The organism is Collimonas sp. (assembly GCF_035566375.1).
Classification (GTDB): domain Bacteria; phylum Pseudomonadota; class Gammaproteobacteria; order Burkholderiales; family Burkholderiaceae_D; genus Collimonas.
On the sequence record NZ_DATMRK010000009.1, the window covers coordinates 14,603 to 33,320 of the forward strand.

Annotated in this window: 20 protein-coding genes; 18 read left to right on the plus strand and 2 right to left on the minus strand. The window is 52.6% G+C overall.

The genetic code is table 11. From position 1 onward, the window contains the following. Positions 1-113 precede the first annotated feature (113 nt). Positions 114-1,949: a translational GTPase TypA gene (typA, locus tag VNZ60_RS01630; protein ID WP_325656527.1), complete on the plus strand. Its 1,836-nt coding sequence runs from the start codon at positions 114-116 to the stop codon at positions 1,947-1,949. A gap of 144 nt (positions 1,950-2,093) precedes the next feature. Here typA and VNZ60_RS01635 read toward each other — a convergent pair whose 3' ends face one another. Beyond that, on the minus strand, positions 2,094-2,936 hold the full coding sequence (locus VNZ60_RS01635) for a helix-turn-helix transcriptional regulator (RefSeq protein ID WP_325656529.1): 843 nt from the start codon (positions 2,934-2,936) through the stop codon (positions 2,094-2,096). 634 nt (positions 2,937-3,570) lie between these two features. Here VNZ60_RS01635 and VNZ60_RS01640 point away from each other — a divergent pair. The 17 genes from VNZ60_RS01640 to sctV all read left to right on the plus strand — a co-directional run bounded on the left by VNZ60_RS01640 (position 3,571) and on the right by sctV (position 17,371). Further along, positions 3,571-4,737 carry an FHA domain-containing protein gene (locus VNZ60_RS01640; RefSeq protein ID WP_325656531.1) on the plus strand — a complete coding sequence of 389 codons (1,167 nt, stop codon included), beginning with the start codon at positions 3,571-3,573 and terminating at the stop codon, positions 4,735-4,737. Then, positions 4,738-4,989, plus strand: a complete 252-nt coding sequence (locus tag VNZ60_RS01645; protein WP_325656533.1) for a hypothetical protein — start codon at positions 4,738-4,740, stop codon at positions 4,987-4,989. 78 nt (positions 4,990-5,067) lie between these two features. Next, a complete protein-coding gene (locus tag VNZ60_RS01650) occupies positions 5,068-5,268 on the plus strand; it encodes a hypothetical protein (RefSeq protein ID WP_325656535.1) in 201 nt (66 codons plus the stop codon). Between the two features lie 35 nt (positions 5,269-5,303). Further along, positions 5,304-5,762: a tetratricopeptide repeat protein gene (locus VNZ60_RS01655; protein ID WP_325656537.1), complete on the plus strand. Its 459-nt coding sequence runs from the start codon at positions 5,304-5,306 to the stop codon at positions 5,760-5,762. A 46-nt stretch (positions 5,763-5,808) separates the two neighbouring features. Further along, entirely contained in the window at positions 5,809-6,216 is a 408-nt protein-coding gene (locus VNZ60_RS01660) for a hypothetical protein (RefSeq protein WP_325656539.1), read from the plus strand. Then, positions 6,213-7,067: a type III secretion system inner membrane ring lipoprotein SctJ gene (gene sctJ, locus VNZ60_RS01665; RefSeq protein ID WP_325656541.1), complete on the plus strand. Its 855-nt coding sequence runs from the start codon at positions 6,213-6,215 to the stop codon at positions 7,065-7,067. Before VNZ60_RS01660 ends, sctJ begins: the two co-directional genes overlap by 4 nt. A gap of 13 nt (positions 7,068-7,080) precedes the next feature. Continuing rightward, a complete protein-coding gene (locus tag VNZ60_RS01670) occupies positions 7,081-7,902 on the plus strand; it encodes a SctK family type III secretion system sorting platform protein (RefSeq protein ID WP_325656543.1) in 822 nt (273 codons plus the stop codon). Beyond that, positions 7,880-8,563 (plus strand): type III secretion system stator protein SctL, encoded by a 684-nt coding sequence (gene sctL / locus VNZ60_RS01675; RefSeq protein ID WP_325656546.1) that lies wholly within the window; start codon positions 7,880-7,882, stop codon positions 8,561-8,563. The genes VNZ60_RS01670 and sctL overlap by 23 nt, the downstream gene beginning before the upstream one ends. Next, positions 8,563-9,888: a FliI/YscN family ATPase gene (locus VNZ60_RS01680; protein ID WP_325656548.1), complete on the plus strand. Its 1,326-nt coding sequence runs from the start codon at positions 8,563-8,565 to the stop codon at positions 9,886-9,888. Before sctL ends, VNZ60_RS01680 begins: the two co-directional genes overlap by 1 nt. A 16-nt stretch (positions 9,889-9,904) precedes the next feature. After that, on the plus strand, positions 9,905-10,405 hold the full coding sequence (locus tag VNZ60_RS01685; protein WP_325656550.1) for a hypothetical protein: 501 nt from the start codon (positions 9,905-9,907) through the stop codon (positions 10,403-10,405). 38 nt (positions 10,406-10,443) lie between these two features. Then, a complete protein-coding gene (locus VNZ60_RS01690) occupies positions 10,444-11,253 on the plus strand; it encodes a hypothetical protein (RefSeq protein ID WP_325656551.1) in 810 nt (269 codons plus the stop codon). Positions 11,254-11,285: 32 nt separating this feature from the next. Next, positions 11,286-12,350 (plus strand): FliM/FliN family flagellar motor switch protein, encoded by a 1,065-nt coding sequence (locus tag VNZ60_RS01695; protein WP_325656553.1) that lies wholly within the window; start codon positions 11,286-11,288, stop codon positions 12,348-12,350. A gap of 19 nt (positions 12,351-12,369) precedes the next feature. Continuing rightward, positions 12,370-13,020 (plus strand): type III secretion system export apparatus subunit SctR, encoded by a 651-nt coding sequence (gene sctR, locus VNZ60_RS01700; RefSeq protein WP_098493778.1) that lies wholly within the window; start codon positions 12,370-12,372, stop codon positions 13,018-13,020. A 14-nt stretch (positions 13,021-13,034) separates the two neighbouring features. Then, the gene (sctS, locus tag VNZ60_RS01705) at positions 13,035-13,301 is read left to right on the plus strand and encodes a type III secretion system export apparatus subunit SctS (RefSeq protein WP_325656557.1); all 267 of its coding nucleotides are present in this window, start codon (positions 13,035-13,037) and stop codon (positions 13,299-13,301) included. 11 nt (positions 13,302-13,312) lie between these two features. After that, positions 13,313-14,101, plus strand: a complete 789-nt coding sequence (sctT, locus tag VNZ60_RS01710; protein ID WP_325656559.1) for a type III secretion system export apparatus subunit SctT — start codon at positions 13,313-13,315, stop codon at positions 14,099-14,101. Continuing rightward, positions 14,098-15,165 carry a type III secretion system export apparatus subunit SctU gene (gene sctU / locus VNZ60_RS01715; RefSeq protein WP_325656561.1) on the plus strand — a complete coding sequence of 356 codons (1,068 nt, stop codon included), beginning with the start codon at positions 14,098-14,100 and terminating at the stop codon, positions 15,163-15,165. Before sctT ends, sctU begins: the two co-directional genes overlap by 4 nt. A 148-nt stretch (positions 15,166-15,313) precedes the next feature. After that, positions 15,314-17,371, plus strand: coding sequence for a type III secretion system export apparatus subunit SctV (sctV, locus tag VNZ60_RS01720; RefSeq protein WP_325656563.1), 2,058 nt, complete (start codon positions 15,314-15,316; stop codon positions 17,369-17,371). A 74-nt stretch (positions 17,372-17,445) separates the two neighbouring features. Here sctV and VNZ60_RS01725 read toward each other — a convergent pair whose 3' ends face one another. Continuing rightward, the gene (locus VNZ60_RS01725) at positions 17,446-18,330 is read right to left on the minus strand and encodes a helix-turn-helix transcriptional regulator (RefSeq protein ID WP_325656565.1); all 885 of its coding nucleotides are present in this window, start codon (positions 18,328-18,330) and stop codon (positions 17,446-17,448) included. Between the last annotated feature and the right edge of the window lie 388 nt (positions 18,331-18,718).

Genomic DNA, 18,718 nt, shown 5'->3' on the forward strand with positions numbered 1-18,718 from the left:
ATTTGTAGCAATAAACATTCAGCAATAAATATTCAGTAATAAATATTCAGCAATAAATATCCTGCGCATTTATGTCTGCGCACTTACTAAGTTCTCCAATCTCCAAACTGACCATGTCAAACACACCTCGCGCCATCCGCAACATTGCCATCATTGCCCACGTTGACCACGGCAAGACCACTCTGGTTGACCAATTACTGCGTCAGTCCGGCACTTTCCGTGACAACCAGCACGTCGATGCACGCGTGATGGATTCGAACGATATTGAAAAAGAACGCGGCATCACGATTCTGTCGAAGAACTGCGCAGTCGAATACAAGGGCACGCACATCAACATCGTTGATACCCCAGGCCATGCCGACTTCGGTGGTGAAGTTGAGCGTGTATTGTCGATGGTTGATAGTGTTTTGCTGCTGGTCGATGCACAAGAAGGCCCGATGCCGCAAACGCGTTTCGTGACGCGTAAAGCATTGGCGCTGGGCTTGAAGCCTATCGTTGTCGTCAACAAGATCGACCGCGAAAATGCAGATCCGCAAAAGGCTGTGAACGCGACTTTCGAATTGTTCGACAAACTCGGCGCAACCGATGAGCAACTGGATTTCCCGATCATCTATGCATCGGGCTTCAAAGGTTACGCAGGTCTGGAAGACACCGTCCGCGACGGCAACATGGAACCATTGTTTGACGCCATCCTGAAGCACGTTCCAGCGCGTGAAGATGACCCTAACGGCCCGCTGCAACTGCAGATCACTTCGCTGGAATACTCTTCCTACGTTGGCAAGATCGGCGTTGGCCGTATCCTGCGCGGTAAAGTCAAAGCCTTGCAAGACGTGGTCTGGATGAATGGCCCGGACGACAAGCCAACCAAGGCCCGCATCAACCAGGTGCTGACTTTCCGCGGTCTGGACCGCGTGCTGGCAGACGAAGCGCTGGCTGGCGACATCGTGCTGATCAACGGCATCGAAGAAATCAGCATCGGTTCCACCATCTGCGCACCTGACTCCCCAGAAGGCTTGCCAATGTTGAAGGTCGACGAGCCGACCCTGACCATGAATTTCATGGTCAACAACTCGCCGCTGGCTGGCCGCGAAGGCAAATTTGTCACCACCCGTCAGATCAAGGACCGTCTGGACCGCGAACTGAAAGCCAACATGGCCTTGCGCGTGGTACAGGCTGAAGGCGATGATTCGACCTACGAAGTGTCGGGTCGCGGTGAATTGCACCTGACCATCCTGATCGAAAACATGCGCCGCGAAGGCTACGAGCTGGCCGTTTCGCGTCCGCGCGTGGTGTTCAAGATGGTCGATGGCGTGCGCCACGAGCCGTACGAAAACCTGACTGTCGACGTTGAGGAAGTCAACCAGGGCGGCGTCATGGAAGAACTGGGCCGTCGCCGCGGCGATCTGCAAAACATGGAACCGGATGGCAAGGGACGTGTACGTCTCGAGTACCGCATTCCAGCACGCGGCCTGATCGGCTTCCAGGGCGAATTCATGACCCTGACCCGCGGCACCGGCTTGATGAGCCACGTGTTTGACGAATACGCACCGGTCGACGCCTCCAAGGGCGAACTCGGTGGCCGTCGCAACGGCGTGCTGATCTCGCAAGACGACGGCGCCGCCGTTGCCTACGCTATCTGGAAACTGCAAGATCGCGGCCGCATGTTCGTCAGTCACAATGACCCGGTCTACGAAGGCATGATCATCGGTATTCACTCGCGTGACAACGACCTGGTGGTTAACCCGATCAAGGGCAAGCAACTGACCAACGTCCGTTCCTCGGGTACTGATGAAGCGGTGCGCCTGGTGCCGCCAATCGAAATGTCGCTGGAATATGCGGTCGAATTCATCGACGACGACGAACTGGTTGAAGTTACGCCGAAGAGCATCCGTCTGCGTAAGCGTTACCTGAAGGAACACGAGCGTAAAAAGGCATCGCGCGACGCGTAAGTTGCCTGGTGAACCGGAGCGTTTGCTGCGGACACTAAAAACCCGTCGATTTGTGAGGTACGCAAACTCACAGATCGACGGGTTTTTTACTTTTCGGGTTTGGCACGGGTTGCAGCAACAGAATGCCCCTACACGATGCAGCGCTCAGGCGAGCATCAGACGGCCGACCACGTAGGCCAGTTGCACATGATTTCGCACCCCGAATTTTTTCCGAAGCTGGAGAATGTGGTAGTCGATGTTTTGCGGCGATGTATCCAGACGATGGGCTATCTCGCGCCGACTCACGCCATTGATGACCAATTTCAGTGTCTGGCGCTGGAGCTCCGACAAGTCGATCTGGAAGTCCGTTCTTAAATTCTGTTGTGCGTGGCGGGTGAGTAGCTCATGGATCTTTAGCCCTACCGCATAAGTCTGCCCGACAACGCTGTCGACAATCCATTCCTTGGTGGGTTTCGCCGAATAGAAGCTGATGAAGGCGCGTTCCACGGTGTTGGGATTGGGGATGCCAAAGGCAATCCCGCTGCGCACGCCCGCATGCTCAGCCTCGGCCAGAAATTGTCCGGACCGCTTTGCCAGTCTATCTATGCTACCTAAATTGTTCAGGGACGATAAATCCCATACAAACGGCAATTCGTGCCGGAACGCGAAATGCACGCGTGGGTCGACCTCGTAATAACGCTGTTCGACGTAGCGTTTTGCCCAAGGAGGCAAGACGAAATGACCGAAGAAATCGACGATTTGAATGGTGTCGCCCAAACGAGAATAGCGCCCGTATCCGAATCCGTCCAAGCCAATCGCATTCATTGCCGCATGAGCAGTCTGCTCTATCTCGTCGGCGTTCCGTTTTGAATTGATCCCAATGATCGAGGCGACAGGACGGGCATGGGACGCCTTTTCCGGGAACGCACTTTCAAAATCTTTTTCGATTAAATCTCCTTCATCGGGCGGCGCTGGGCTGCCCGGCTGGCTGGCAAGGTGTAAGTACATGACGAGGCCTTTTCAGATCGAATGCGGAAACTGTGCACGAGAATTATCTGCACGATGTTGCTGTTCTGTTCATGCGAGGAAGACTTGACGATGACGTATCGATACTTTTTTCTGCATAAGCTTGAATGCAGGGACCAATGTCATCAGCATAGTTGTCTTTTTTTGCGTATGAGATCAGTTTCTCGTAGCCGTGCGACTTCTATCGGCGAGCCATGAACGAATTGACTACAGTTTTCCGGGCCTGGCCGAAATGGGTTCAGTTCCGTGCCAAATGGTGTTGATGTCATCTTGGATGGCCGAAAGCGGGTATCGATTACGGATATCCGTTGGACGGAACGGGAGCGGGCCGCGCCGCGCTTGCCAAATCAGAGATCTCTCAGGAGATTTCTGATTTTTTTTGCAATTAAGACCGGTTTCTCGTAGCGGACTACATCTATCGGCCAGTCATGAACAACTGCCTACGGTTTTCCGGCCCTGGCCGAAATGCGTTCGGTTTTATTCTAGATGGCGAGGCGTCTTTATTTTATTGACGCAAACAGATCCAGCGACATATTGAGAACTCAGGACGCGGTGGCTATTTAGACGGTTGTGCGTGCCTTCTGCTTTTAGTACATGACAGCATTACAAAAAAATCATGACGCAAAAAACGCTCAGAATTCTTAGCGGATTTAATCAGGGGGCAGAGGTCAGCCTGGAGCTAGGCGTGCCCTTCATTTTGGGCTGCCAGTCCGATTGTTCTCTGGTGCTTGTAGACGAGGGCGTTGAAGCCCAGCATTGCCAGTTGCTACTGACGGTCGCAGGTCTGATTTGTACAGCGCTCAATGGTTCGCTCACGATTCAGGACAAACAGCTGACGCCAAGTGAAACAGTAAAAATCGCCTATATGCAGTCGGTACGTTGCGGCAGCATTGATTTTATCGTGGGTGATAAAGGCACTGACTGGGCCAGTTTGCAAACTGATAATGCTGTAGCAGCGTTGATGGCAAAAAATAAGTCGGAGCGTTCTTGGCGATCAGGTGTTTCTGAATTGCTATCCATGCCACGCTGGAAGCGCAATGTCGTTCTGGGAGGTGGGGCAATCGGCTTTTTAGCCGTGATGGGGATTGCCTATGCGGCAATGCTGCCTTCATCTGCGTATATGTCGCAATCCTATCTCACCGAAGCCCGGCTCTGGCTGAAGTCGATTGCGCCGGCAGGCAGTGAGCTACGCATCGATCGTACCCAAGGTGGTGAGCTCGCCTTGAGCGGATACGTGGGAAGCAATTATCAAAATGAGTTGCTGACCATGGCAGTGCATAACTCAAGCTACCACCCAAAAATCGAAGTGCATTCCGTCGAGCAGATGGTGTCTTCATTGTCACGCCTGGCGAACCTTGAAAATTTGCCTTGCATTGTCAATTACCGGGGAGCAGGGCGCCTCGGTTGCAATAACGAAATAGACGAGCAAGCGCAGGCCGTACGCTTGCAAGTGCTGGCGCGGCAGGTTGTGGGCGTGAAGGCGCTGGAGGCGCGTGTGCGTCCGGAACAAGTGAGTGACGTCGCGGCGCCTCAAACTTCTCCTGTACCAGAGACGTCGCGCACGGCGCCTCCCGCATCTGCCGGGATTGGAACCATAGCAAACTTCCCTCGCAAGCTCTCGATTCTTATGAGCAAGCGCGGCCGTTACGTCATTGATTCGAGCGGCTTGAAATTTTCAGAGGGTGACGTGGTCGACGGCTTTGCGCTGGTTGCGATCGAAATCGATCAGGTCGAGCTGGAGCGCAATGGGCAACGGTTTCTGGTCCGGGTCGGAAACAACTAGATGATGAAGATCAACGACAGTACGCAAGAGTCAATGATGACCCCGCTGGCGCAAAGCCTGATGCAGGATCATCAAGGCATCCTTAAAGATCGCTATTGCCATGTTTTTGAGGCATTGCAAAATCAAGCAAGCGCAAATCTGCGGCAGCCGATGTCTGGTGAAGAGTGCGCGCTCAATCAATCCGCGCTTGAAATAGCGGAAATAGCGGCGCAAGTGATAACCCGTTTTTGGGACAGGTGCCACGTCAAATAGATTTTTATGCAGCAGTCATCCGACTGTTGTTTTTTATGAGTGATCCCGTCATGGGACTTTTTCTTTGTGGAGTTAACTATGTCAGTTTCAGGCGTAAATACCAGCGGTCTGACTAACCAGTCAAATGCATTGCAAAGTGCTATTACGGATTTGAATAGCAACACGGACCCAACAAAAATTCCTGCACTCGCAGCCAATGTATCGGTGATTTCTGCCGCACTGGAATCGCTCAAGAAAGCGCAAGACGATTCAAGTAAAGCGCAGGCAGGCCGAGCTTAATTTTCATCGAAAGCATGAGCATGGACGGATATCCCATGACACAAAGCATAGAAGTCTTGACCCTTTCAGCTATGCAGCATTTAGCGGAGGTGGGGTTTCTTGCCAGTGAAATGGGATTGTCCGACCAAGCGGTCGCGATTTTTTCGGGTCTGGCAAAAATCAGGCCCGAACAGCCTCATTCCGGAATTAATCTGGCGCTGGTCTATGCCCGTTATGACAAAGCGGAGGAAGCGATCGAATTGCTGCAGCTTCTGCAAAAAAAATTTCCAGATAATCAGATGGTCATGTCGGTACTGGGAGTCTGTCTGGTGCAGCAGGAAAAGCCGGGAGCCTTGGCTTTACTGGATCAGGTACTGAGTCGCCAAACCGATACAGATGCAATGAATGTCGCCCGTTCTTGTTATGACCTGGCCAAACAGCAACAAGCTGGCAGGGAACATAAGACTCCCACCGAGGGCCTGCAGTTTTTTCGGCATTACAACCATCAAGTCTGATGGCGTGCTGTTGCCTGGCACGTTGAATCAAAATGCGAGGATGAAAATGAGTGGAGCACAAATATACAATCAGGTCGATTTCAGCGCATTAAACAAAGCGACCGAGCAGCATGAGGCAAGTTGGGTTAATCAACCAGTCTCTGCCGGTACCATTGAGCGTTTCCAGGTTTTGTTGAATGGCCGCCCCGATCAAGCCGGTGCGGCGTCTGCCCAGGCCAACGCCACCAATAGTCCAGCAGCTGTCGACCATGGGAAAACCGGTTTGGACGATGTCTTTCATCGTGAAGAATTGATGCAGGCGGTTGCTGCCATGAGTAATTTGAAGCCGCATGAAATACCGGCTGCGGCAGCCAGGGTAACCATGATTTCCCTGGACATGCAGATGAAAGTCGACGCCGTCAGGCAGGGTTCGAAAAGCAGTGAAGATTCCGTGCAGAGCATGCTGCGCGCATGAAATATCCGTTTTCTTCATTTGATGTCAAAAGGTGGTTGCTGCTTACCGGTCTGCTTGCATCGTTGGTCTTTTTGTCTGGCTGCAAGGAGGCGGTTTATAACCAGCTGAGCGAACGCGAGGCCAATAATATTCTGCTAACCCTGCTCAAAGGCGGCGTTGAGGCAGACAAACGCGCGGATGGTGAAAAGGGATACAGCATTTGGGTCAGCGAGAGCAAGATGGCGCTCGCTATCGAGTTGCTTAAGATGAATGCGGAGCCGGAGGAACCTTATCGCAGCATGGGCGATCTGTTCGCGCGCAATCAGTTGATCGCGACTCCCGCCGAGGAACGGATACGTTTTATCTATGGCATCGAACAGGGACTCGCCGCGACCTTGTCCAAGATTGACGGCGTGCTGGTCGCGCGTGTGCATATCGTCATGCCAGACAATGATCCCTTAGCCAATCAGGTCAAGCCAACCTCAGCATCTGTTTTTCTGAAACATCGCGCCGATATGAACATGCAGGTGATTCTGCCTGCCGTCAAAGATATGGTGGTGCACAGTGTCGAAGGCTTGACGGTCGATCGTGTCGCGGTGACTTTGTTTCCCGCGACGGCAACCTCGACCACGCCTGCCGATGTTCCCATTACCCGCTTCTTTGGCGCATTGGTGGCTGCTTCCAGCGTCTCCACCTTGTGGCTGCTGCTGGGTTTGCCTTGGTTGCTGGCTGGCCTGCTGGCGCTCGCATTGTTTTATGCGACCCGCTTGCGCGAGCTGCTCTGGCGCTATATCAAGCCGGCGTCATCCAGTATGGATTCGAATGAGCCTGGCGAACGGCCGGTGGCAAGCGCGAAGACCAGATTCCGCTGAATAAGAGAACAAGATGGAGCTTAACGAGGCCAGGCATTTGGACTATGCGGAGCAACAGATGCGCCTGGCTGAAACAGGATACGAATTGCCGATCGTAGATGATCGATTCTTTGATTTGATTCTTAAATTCAATCTCTTCCCCGCGTTATATGTTCATCCTGAGCAGATCAGCGCACTCGATGCATTGCAAGATGACGTATTGCAAGATGACGGCCTGTTGAGCGCAAGCGGAAATGACTGGAATCCATACTGGTTGCGCTGCCTTTCAGACGCTTTATTGCGATCGAGCCGGCTGGAGCAGCACTACGATTTTGATTTTTCAGTGCGGGAAAAAAGACTGATGCTGCTCGACGCATCGGCTCTCATCCCGCTAGGGCAGCATGTCGCAGCAATTCTAGTACAGCCCTATTTGCGCAAGGTCGTACTGGGTGAGCGCGTGAGAGAAATCGAACAAGTCATGGGTGCGGCATGCCGTGAATTCGGCTTGCGTTGGGTAGCCAGGCAAGACGCCGCGCTAGCGCAGGTAGCGGCAGCTTTGCAAGGCTTGGGCGATGCGGGGATCGAAGCGCTTGGCACTGAAGAGGATTGGCGTCAGTTTGTGTTTAGATTGATTCTGTCGACATTGTCGGAAAGCGACATCGCGGTGCGCGGCAGATTGAAGCTCAAATTCCCGCCCGCATTGCAGCACGTAAAGTCATTCCGGCTGCAGGAAGGCAAGAGAAATTTACTGGTTACATTGTTCTTTGATGTGCTGAAAAATACCTTTCCCGCCTGGCACGATCAGGTTGCCATTGAATTACCAGGAGAGCCTCATGCAAGGACTGACTCTGATTGATAAGCGCGCGCTTGCCATCAGTGAAGGCAAAGTAGTCAAGGCGCAAGCGTACTCTGCCTCGATTGAGGCCGCTGCTGTGCTCGCAGAAGCGTGCGCCTACGCAAAGCAACGGCGCGCCAGCGCCGATGCTGAAATTGCGCAGGAGTGCGAGGCGGGCTACCAGGCAGGATTCGCCAAAGCCAGCCAAGACTTTGCGGCACGCATGACAGACAGCGTCATGCGGCTGGAATCGACCTACATAGGGTTGGAAGCACGCCTGGTCAATACGGTAATGAACGCCTTGAAGACAGTGCTGGGTTCGCTTGACGAAAGCCTGTTAATCGAAAAACTGGTGCGACAAGTAATTCATGCTGCAGGCCAGGAAAAAAAAATGTGCTTGAGGGTGGCGGCAGATCAGTTTGAAGAGGTCAATGAAATTCTACAAAAAATTCTTGGCGATTATCCATACGTAGAATTCATCGATGTCGCGAAAGATCCTCATATGCGATTCGGAGATTGTGTCCTCGAAACAGAATATGGCGCGGTGGATGGCGGTCTGGAACATCAGCTGAACGCCATTCGCCACAGCCTGATCAGTGTGTTTGCCGGCAGACGGGCAGAATCCAGTGGATCGCGAATTGCTCAGCCACTGCCCGTGGAGCCGTTGCGGGAGGGCAGCTGATGTTGAATCAAGAGGAATATTTTGCCGAGGTATTGGACACTGCATCGCATAGATTGCAACCCCTGGAAATCAAGGGAAGAGTGACTCAGGCCGTGGGCACCTTGATCAAGGCAGCTGGAATTTCCGCGCGGATTGGCGATGTCTGCCAGCTCTATAACCCTGGCAGCGATTGGCAGCTGTCGGCAGAAGTAGTCGGTGTTACACGGGATGGCCTGTTGTTGATGCCCTACGGTGAATTGACGGGACTATCGGTTCAGACGCATGTCCAGAATCTGGGGCACGTGCCGTCTATCCGTGTCGGCCCCGAATTGCTGGGACAAACCTTGGATGGCTTTGGGGCGCCGCTAAAAAAAGAGTTGATCACGACAGATATGGTGAGCTACCCGATACTCGCCGCTGCACCTAGTCCATTCGAACGCAGGCCGGTTAGCGAGGTTTTCCAAACCGGGGTGCGCGCCATTGATGCCTTGCTGACCTGCGGCAGAGGACAGCGCATCGGCATATTTTCGCCGGCTGGTTCGGGTAAGAGCACTTTATTGTCCATGATCGCGGAAGGCGCCGATAGCGATGTCAATGTCGTGGCGCTGGTAGGCGAGCGGGGTAGGGAAGTCAGCGAATTCATTCAGCATTTTACAAACACCGACAAGATCCGGAAAACCATATTTGTGGTGACAACCTCTGACCGTTCTGCCGCGGAACGTGCCAAGGCGCCATGTGTTGCGATGGCGATTGCAGAGTATTTTCGCGATCAGGGATGTGCAGTTCTGCTCTTGATGGATTCCGTGACGCGCTATGCGCGCGCATTGCGCGAGATCGGCCTTGCCGCCGGCGAGCCCCCCACCCGAAGGGGATTTCCGCCTTCCGCATTGACCGCCCTGCCAAAATTATTCGAACGCGCCGGACAAAATGAGCGGGGCTCGATCACCTCGTTTTTTACGGTCTTGCTGGAAGATGATATTGCCGGCGATCCGATTGGCGAAGAGATGCGCGCCACCCTGGACGGTCACATCATTCTTTCGCCGCTGCTTGCCAACGCCAACGCATTCCCTGCCATCGATATCCCATTGAGCCGCAGCCGCGTGATGCGTCAGGTGGTATCGGATACGCATTATGAAAATGCTGGAATGCTGCGTGAATTGATGCGGAAATATGAATCTGTCGAAATGCTGCTGCAAATGGGGGAAATCCAGCAGGGCAACGATAAATTCGCCGATAAAGCAATTCGCACTCACGAGTCGATGCGCCATTTTTTGCGGCAAAAGGTCGGGGAAATAGGCGAGTTCGGTGACAGCATCGAGCAGCTTTCCCGGCTGGTTGGAGATTGATATGCAGACAGAATGCATGGCATCCCGATTGCTCAATTTAATTCGCGTATATCGCTTGCGCATGGACAGAATCGAGATACTCAGGTCGGCAGGAATCAACGACAGGAACAACGTCGATAAGCTGCTGCTGCTGTTGCGCGAAGATATGAAACTGGTGTCCGATCAACGGCAGGAATGGCAATCTCAATGGCAAAAATGGTTGCAAGAAGGCGGCACTCTCGGCAACGGCCGCAACTATAACGCGCATCATATGCAACTGCAGGAAATCGAGAATCTGCTCAAGCAACACCAGGCAGGAATGGAAGCCCGGCGCGCCGACATACAGCTGCGGATCGCGGCATTAAACCGCGACCTGATGCGTTACCAGGAAAAGATTCGTTTTGTAGAAGAGCAACAGGCCGAGTTGCAAAACCAGGATGCAAAAATAATACGCCGCCATGACTCAGACCAGAATGAGGAAACGAGTTTGAGAAAGTGGCTTTCTGAACAGCTTACACCTGCAGAAATGGGATTTTGAAGATGCCAGCCAATCCAGCCACGCCAACCGCCATACCCATGCGCAGCGACGCGCCAGATATCCATTCTGCATCTCCACATGTGCCGCACATGCTGCCGCCTGGCAAACCAAGCGCCGCTGCGATTGAACTGTGGAAAGCTGCCGGACAGAGGCAGGGACAGGAGGACCCTGGTTTAGCCAATCAGGCAGCGCCCGACGCTATGCCGCAGGGTGACACGACACCTGGTACGAGCACAACAATAACCGGTTTGCCGGGCTTGGATTACCGTGCACTGGCGACGGCAACGAAGGATTTGACGATCCAGCAGTTCAGGGAAAGCTATCGGGATAGTTATCATCAAAGCCTGCCAACACGGCATGAACAACATGCTGCAAAACAAACTTCAATCGATGTGCTTGCCCCTGAATCGCCTATGGGGATGGGGGCGCCGGCGCCAGCCCTGCATGAGGAAGTTTTGAAAGGCTTGCCCGATGGTTTGGCGGCGGGCCAGGCGCCATTGCCGATGCTAAATCCATCCATGGCGCCGGCTGTGTCTTCTGCAAACAGCTCGGCCTCCACCGTCAATGAAGCCGAGTTGCATACCCTTTTAGAGAATTTCTGCCAGTCGCTGTATATGGGAAACCAATCCGGTTCGAACAGCTTCGGCAGCGTGGTGCTGGACGTGGGCGCAATCCTGCCGGGCGCGATGATTGAAATGTCACGGCAAGGGGCCTCGTTGCAGGTTCGCCTGTATGCATCAGATAAAGAAACATTGCTGGTGATGCAGCGGGAACGCGAAAAGCTCAATGCAAGTCTCGCAGCGTCAACTAATCTGGTGGTCAGGGTGGACGCGATTGCGCGTGGTTGACACTCTCATTTTTGAAATGGCAGAGCAAGAATATGCTTGTTGAACAGTGTCTCCCGGTGTTGTCCGATGTCTGGCTGGAAGAAAGCAATCGGTGGCTCTTATGGCGTTCGGATTTTCGCTTCCAGCTTGCCAGCAACCAGCTTGAGTTGAAATGGATTGAACCGCAATCTGAAGCGTCTCAAGTGCGAATTCTTTTCAAGCTGCGCGAGCATCGATGGGCAATCAGCCTCAATCGGCTTGGCGCATTGGATGCACGTCTGAATGGCGCGCCGTTTGACGGAATGCCGGAAGCATTACGCACGCTCACTTTGCAGAAAATATTGTCAGGTTTGCTGGCAAAATTTCCATCAAGCGTGACTAACGATCTGGATTCCGCCGAAGTGGCGTGGCATGCCCCGCACGGCATTGAGGGATGGCAGTCATTCCCATTCGAACTGACGAATACGACACAGGGCAGCAAGTCGACGGGTGCATTTGCAGTTTGCTCGCCGCAGACACTGGCTTGGTTCAGGCAGCAGCTGCCTGGCGCCCGGAAAGAACCATCTGTCCTCATCGGCCAATTGCAGGTACGCGCGAGGCTTCAAGTCGGTATCACCAGATTGCATGCCGGGCAGATCGCCGAACTCTCATTGGGCGACTTGATATGGATGGATGCGGCTAGCTTGGGCAAGCATGGTCTGCGGGTCGGCTTTGACATCGGTACAAAAGGCGGCAACACTTTTTTTTACGCAAATTGGAAGCAAAAATTATTGACCGTGATTTCCCCGCCCATGGATTCAACGCCAGGATTTCAGGATCTTGCCGCTAATTTTTCGGAGAATGCGCACATGCACATAGATATGAATCAACTTGAACTACCCGTTTCATTTGATCTCGGCGAATTGTCGTTACCGGTGTCTGAGATTGCGCATATCGTGCCGGACTACGTCTTCCAGCTGCCGGACGAAGCCGCCGATGCGCTTGTGAATGTCCGGGTTCACGGCAAGTTGATCGCCCAAGGCAATCTGGTTCTGGTGGGAAGGAGACTCGCGGTTCGGCTGACAAAGATTCGCCAGCCGGACAATCTCCCCGATGCAGATGGCGTTGCCTTGGACTGATAAAAAAATAAAGAAAAAAATGCTGAATCAAGATCCTCTCGTTCTCATTATCAGCCTTGCCTTACTTAGCCTCGCTCCTTTTATCGCGGTCATGGTGACTTCATTTGCCAAGCTGGTCGTGGTATTCAGTCTGGCCAGGAACGCAATAGGCTTGCAGCAAGTACCTCCGAACCTGGTTGTCAATGGCCTCGCGCTCATATTGTCGTTCTATATCATGGCGCCGGTTGTCAATCAGATGTCGGATGTTTCACAAGCACAGATAAGCAACGGCAGCTTGCGCATAAGCGGGCTGATTGAAATCATGAATCAAGGGCGTGAGCCGCTGAGAGCTTTCCTCGAAAAACATGCAGAACAGCGGGAGCGGGAATTTTTTGTGCGTTCAGCGCAAAAGATATGGCCGCCGGAGCAGGCTGCCAAGCTAAAAAATAATGACTTGCTGGTGCTGGTGCCGGCTTTTACCGTCACTGAACTGACAGCGGCTTTCAAAATCGGGTTTTTGATTTATCTCGCGTTTGTGATTATCGATCTGGTTGTGGCAAACATCCTGTTAGCGCTCGGCATGATGATGTTTTCTCCCACCGTGGTCTCGGTGCCGCTCAAATTACTGCTGTTTGTCATGCTGGATGGCTGGGCCAAGCTGATTCATAACCTGATTCTTACTTACCAGTAGGTTGTAGCGTAATCATGAATATTGCGACACTCGCGACAGATGTAAAGCAGGCGCTGATGCTTGTACTCTTGCTCTCAATGCCGGTGGTCCTGGCGGTTGGAGTGACAGGCTTGTTGCTGGCGTTCCTGCAGGCCGTCACTCAAATGCAAGATCAAACCATGGCGTTTGGCATCAAGCTGGTAGTCGCCGTGGTTGTGATTGCCTTGATGTCGGGTTGGCTGGGGGGCGAATTGTTCACCTTTGCAGATGGGCTGTTTGCCTCCATTGCATTGGTGAGGTAAGCGGAGCAGCCATGGCAGACCAATACCAGAATCTTGAATCCTCGCTGATAGGTCTTGGCCTGCTGATGGTACGCATGTTATTGGCATTTTCATTCATGCCGTTTTTTTCTGCGAAAGTAGTGCCGCTCACGGTGCGGCTGAGCTTCGTGGCGGGCCTGAGCTTATTCCTGTTTCCGCTATTGCAATCTCAACTGCCTCTATTCGAGGCGGATTGGCACATTCTTTTTCCATGCTTGCTCAAAGAGGCCGGTTTAGGCATGGTGCTCGGCGTGTTCGCCAGTCTTTCATTCTGGGCCTTCCATACGGCGGGAGTGATCATCGAATATCAGGCCGGTTTGACCATGAGCGTCGCTATCGACCCCTTGTCCGGAGAAGAAGATTCATTGATCGGCGGACTCTTCATGCAGCTGCTGACGGTTTTCTTTTTTATTTCCGGCGGTATGAGGCAGCTGGTGGACATGCTTTTTGAAAGCTATGTTATCTGGCCAATCAACAAGATGCTGCCCATCGTCGGCAATCTTAAATTGATCACCATGCTGATGGCGGCAATCATGCAAATGATAGTGCTGGTCGTCAAAATTGCCGCGCCCTTTGTCATCCTCATGTTGTTGGTTGAGCTGGCGCTGGGTTTGTTGTCTCGCTTTGCTCCGCAATTGAACGTGTTCTTCTTGTCGCTGCCTATCAAGGTAGGGATCCTTGCCGTGTTACTTCTTATTTATAGTTCTCTGTTGTCGGACGGAATGCAGTTATTACCCAATTTCCATGAGTTGAACAAAACCTTGGAAGGGGTGCTTCGATGAGTGATTCGAGCAGCAGTCAAAGCAAGACAGAACAGCCTACTCCCAAGAAGCTGCGCGATTTGCGTCTTAAGGGCGATATCCCGGTGAGTCAGGATCTGGTTTCAGCGTTGTCGATGCTGGTCGTCAGCGTGACACTGGCGATGGCTGGAAAATCGTTTATTCAAAACATGATGGGGCTTATCAATCAGGCGCTGAATATGGACTGGCGCGCGATGAGAGATCCGGATGCGGTCCTCCACGCCACCAAAATCATGTTTGTCGAAGGCATTGCTTTCAGTTTGCCATTGATTGCCCTCCTGATATTTACCTCGATAGCGATCGGCCTGCTGCAGAGCCGCGGCTTGCTGGTAATGACACGCGTCATGCCGGATTTGAAACGGCTCAATCCTATTGCCGGATTGCAGCGCATCTTTTCTCTGCGCACGATTTTCGAGTTGTTCAAGCTGTTATCCAAAGCAATCTTGCTAGGCCTGATTGTATTTTTGTTGACGCGTCAAATACTAGGCATCCTGTTTGACGCCCGTTTCCTGCCGATCGCCGGCGTTCTTTTGCTGGCCGGAAGAGTCATCGGCCAATTGTTCTGGATGGCGCTTGCGGCGTTCATTTTGTTTGCTATTGCGGATTTCAGTTTCCAGCGCTGGGATTTCACCCGTAAAAATCGCATGACAAAAGACGAGGTCAAGCGTGAATATAAAGAGATGGAGGGCGATCCCCATCTGCGTGCCAAGCGCAGGCAACTCCAGCAGGAATTAAGCATGCAGACCATGCTCGACAACGTCCGCAAAGCCAATGTCGTGGTGGTCAATCCAACCCACATTGCCGTCGCGCTGTACTACCGCCAGGACGAAACAGCGATCCCGGTTGTTCTGGCCAAGGGTGAAGGGTTCATAGCGGAAGAAATACGGCGGATAGCACAAGAGGAAGGCATTCCGATATTACGGGATATTCAGTTGGCAAGGCAGTTGCAGGCGCAGGTTCCGGTAAATCACTATATTCCTGATGACTTGATTGAGCCGGTTGCGGCGGTGCTGCGCTGGGTCCGGGACATCAAGTCCGAAGTATGAGCGTTTAAATTAATGAGCGTTTAAATTAATGAGCGTTTAAATTAATGAACGTTTAATTCAAGTTGAGGCAGACATGGCATTTTTAAAGTCAGCATTGAATAGTTTGGGCAGCCCTCGATCAGTTGCGTCGAGCACGCGGCTGTCCCGCTTGGGGCGCCATTATGACCTGATGCTGGTGGCGCTGATCGTAGCGGTCATCGCGTTGCTGGTATTGCCCTTGCCGCCGTATGTGCTCGATACATTGATTGCATTCAATCTTACCGTCTCCGTCACATTGCTGATTGTTTCTCTATACATTGCTTCCCCGCTCGGCCTGTCGACTTTTCCTTCACTGTTGCTGTTTACCACGCTGTTCCGGCTGTCGCTGAATATTGCATCGACCCGTCAGATACTGTTGCATGCTTACGCGGGCGACATCATCTCCACCTTTGGCAAATTGGTGGTTGGCGGCGACGTCATTATTGGCATGGTGGTATTTGCCATCATTGCAATTGTCCAGTTTATCGTCATTGCCAAAGGTTCCGAACGGGTTGCCGAAGTGGCTGCCCGTTTCAGCCTTGACGCCATGCCGGGCAAGCAAATGAGCATCGATGCCGATCTGCGCGCGGGCATCATCCACAAAGATGATGCGCGTCAGCGGCGGCGCACGCTGGAGAGCGAAAGTCAGTTATATGGCGCTATGGATGGCGCCATGAAGTTTGTCAAAGGAGATGCCATTGCCGGCATCATCATTGCGCTGGTGAATATCCTCGCGGGCATCATGGTGGGCATGTTACGCAAGGACATGAGCCTGGATACCGCCTTGCAAACCTATTCCGTTCTGGCAGTCGGCGACGCCCTGGTTTCGCAAATTCCTTCGCTCTTCGTTTCAATCGCAGCCGGCATCGTCATCACCCGTGTGGCACGTTCCGATAGCATCGAAGCGATTCCCCTCGGAAATGAGATCGCACAGCAAATCAAGGCGCATCCGAAAGCGCTGGTGGTGACCGGCATTGTGGTGTTTGCCATGCTGCTAGTGCCTGGTTTTCCGAAATGGCAGTTTCTTGCACTAGGCCTGACGGTAGCGCTGACCGGCTGGAACCTGGGAGCGGGCCGGCGCGGCAGGGCGCGCAACCCGTCAGAGGTGTTGATGCCGTCAATGTCGCGAGAAGGAAGTGATCGGGTTCCGGTTTTTATCGATGATGCCGATCACTTGATGACGATACCGATCGTGATGGAGGTATATCCGCAGATTGCACAGGATGTGAATCCACGCCAGCTGGATTCCGGATTGGAAAATGTACGGCGGCATGTCGCGCATGACCTGGGAATTCCTTTTCCCGGGATGGTGATTCGCCCCGCTGCTCGCCTTGGCACGGGACAATTTGTCTTGCATATCAACGAAATCCCGATGCTGCAGGGTTATCTCATGCCGGGACATGTGCTTTGTCTTGAGGAAGAAACGAATTTAAAAGCCGCGGCCATTCCCTATGTGACGGCGGAAGGCATGTTTGGCGGCAGCGGTCTGTGGGTGTCATTCAATCAGCAAGGCAGATTGACAGAAAATAAATTCCGGCTCTTGCATGCGGAGCAAATTCTGGCGCAGTATGTTCTGCGCGTGGTTAGCCGCCATGCGCATGAATTCATGGGAATTCAAGAAACCCAGTTACTGCTAAAACGTCTTGAAGATTCCTATCCGGATCTGGAAAAGGAATTGAAACAGCAAGTGCCCTTATCCCGCTTGGCGGATGTGTTGCGCCGATTGGTGCAAGAGCAGATACCGATACGCGACCTGCGTCTCATCGCTCAGGTGCTGATTGAAACTGCCGCACGTGAAAAGGATAATGTCATGCTGACCGAATACGTGCGTAACGCCATGGTTCGTTCAATCAGTTATCGCAACACTTTGCGCAATGGCAGGCTGGCTGCGATTGTCGTCGCGCCTGGTTTCGAAGATCAGATCAAGCAGTATCTGAAACAAAGCGGCAGCGGCAGCGTTTTACTATTGCCGGAAACCCTGCGCCTGTCTATCCACTCTCAGATACTGCAAATCACGAACGCCAGGCAAGCAGATGATTTTCATAAGCCTGTGTTATTGGTCAATGCAATTGAAATACGTGCTCATCTGCGCTCGATACTGGTGGTCGATTTTCCCGATTTGACAGTACTGGCCTCACCGCAGGTAGAAGGTTCGGTCAGGGTCGACATCCAGGGGCAGATTCAGTAATCGCGTTAATTCATTTTTCTGAAAAGGAGGGCGATCGGGCATTTATGCGTCGCCTGACAGCTCCGCTTTCTGCTTCAAACAATCGCCAGCCGGCCGATCGTATAGGCTAGTTGCGCGCGGTTCGCTGCACCATATTTTTTCCGCAGGTAACGCAGGTGATAATCGACATTGTGAGAAGTGGTTTTCAGGTTTCGCGCAATTTCTTTATCACTTAATCCGTTTGCCAGACATTCGAGTATTTGCTTCTGGATATCCGAGACGGCGTCCAGGCCAGGGTGGTGCATCAATTTCTCAACGCAGCCGGAGATGAACTCGTGGACCGACAGGCCAAGAATCAGCGCTTGCCCGATAACACTCGTGGTAATCCAGTTCTTGGACGGATTGGCAGAGTTGAATCCTACGACAACTTGCCGATGGGTTGCCGGATTAATGAAGCCAAAGGCGATGCCGCTGCACATCCCCGCATGCGCCATGTCTTCCAGGAATCCACGCGCTCGCGCATCGTGCGCCGGAACCAGGCGGGCCTTCGAAAAATACTGTAGATCCCAGACGAAAGGAAAGGGCGAGTTGAGACATGCGCTTACTCTTGGATCCAGATCGCAATAATGTTTGCGTGCATATTGATGCGCCCATTCGCCGGGGACATAAGTCTTGAGAAAGTAGTGTTCGCGATTGCCGTCGCTGGTGTTTTGCACGGCCTCGTATTGCAGGTAATTGAATCCAAGGACCGACAGCATACTTCTGATATTGGCCATTCGCGCTTCTGGCGTCGATGCTGCTATAAGCTCACTGGCGATACGCGAAGGGACATGATCTTCTTTCTTTCGCATGTCAAAGACCAATTGCTGCTCTTCAAAAAAACTTATTGTGTGACGTTGTCCGTCGCTTCTGGCCTGGCGCCAGTTGTGCGGTGCAAACTCATCTTCGAAAGGGACGAGAATTTCAGCGGCATTTATCATTTTGGTCTTTGTCTACGTTGACTGCCAGACGTAATTAATTTTCCTTCACCAAGCGAATTTTCATTGCGCATGAAAGTATGTTGACGTTCTCAGATCATCGCAAACGACGGCTGGTGAATTCGTGTGGAATTTCAATGTTAAATATTGCCATCAGGCATGGTTTGAGCCTGCCAAATCACTTTAGTTCGTTTGTTTGCGCAATTAGTGTCGACGCTGCGATCATGTCGGTTTGGCATCGACGCTGATGGAGCTCACGCCCGGTAAGGCCGGCTCCAGCCGTGTGGTTGTTCGCCACTGGTCAAATAGGCGCAGATCGATAGTGTCGCATTCAAGATAAGTTATTGCCTTTGGGCAACATGATTATCATAGCACGGGCCTCATTTTCGGG